Below are 845 nucleotides of genomic sequence, written 5' to 3' on the forward strand. Positions count from 1 at the left end.
CAGGCCTTGATGAAATCAATGGGGCTGGAGCAATTCAACACGCACGAAAGCGATGCCCGCATGATGCGCACTCCCAAAGGAGCGCGGGTTGCCTATAACGTGCAGACCGCCGTTGACGCAGAACACTGCCTGATTTTGCATCACGAGGTGACGCAAGAGGGCGATGATCGCAAGCAGCTTGAACCCATGGCTAAAGCGGCCAAGGCTGAGCTGAAACAGAAAGCGCTGACCGTTACAGCTGATATGGGTTACTCGAATGGCCAGCAGTTCCAGGCATGTGAGGAAGCCTCCATTACCGCGTACGTTCCGCCAAACCGAACCTCGAACCCAGGCGGTGAGGCATTATTCGAGCGCAAGGACTTTACCTACGACGCCGAACAGGATCGGTACCAGTGCCCGGCAGGGCAGTGGCTAACGCTGAAGCAGCGTCACAAGGGCGACCGGATCTACCAGGCGGCGATCAGTGATTGCGCCGGGTGCACGCTGAAATCCCAATGCACGACGGCCAAGCGCCGCTATGTCTCGCGCCACGCTCAAGAGGAAGCCTTTGAGCGTATGGCGCAGCGGATGCAGATGCATCCAGAGATGATGGAACGGCGCAGATCCATCGTGGAGCACCCGTTTGGCAATCTCAAACAATGGCTGTTTGGCAACGGGCGCTTCCTGCTGCGACAACTCGCAGGCACAAGAGCTGAAATGGCTCTCGCTGTGACCGCTTACAACCTCAAGCGGGCGATTAGTGTCCTGGGTGCCAAGCAAATCATGCAACTGATGGGCTGAAGGGCCTTTTTCAGCACAAAAACAAACGCCCCGAACAAGTCGGGGCGTTTGGTATAGGGCCTACC

Annotated in this window: 1 protein-coding gene; it reads left to right on the forward strand. The window is 57.3% G+C overall.

The window, feature by feature from the left end; genetic code table 11:
* Positions 1-780: transposase (locus EOE48_RS28435; RefSeq protein WP_148239813.1), on the forward strand; the 780-nt coding region annotated here is incomplete at its 5' end.
* Positions 781-845 lie beyond the last annotated feature (65 nt).

It is taken from the genome of Methylobacterium oryzihabitans, from assembly GCF_004004555.2.
Taxonomy (GTDB): domain Bacteria; phylum Pseudomonadota; class Alphaproteobacteria; order Rhizobiales; family Beijerinckiaceae; genus Methylobacterium; species Methylobacterium oryzihabitans.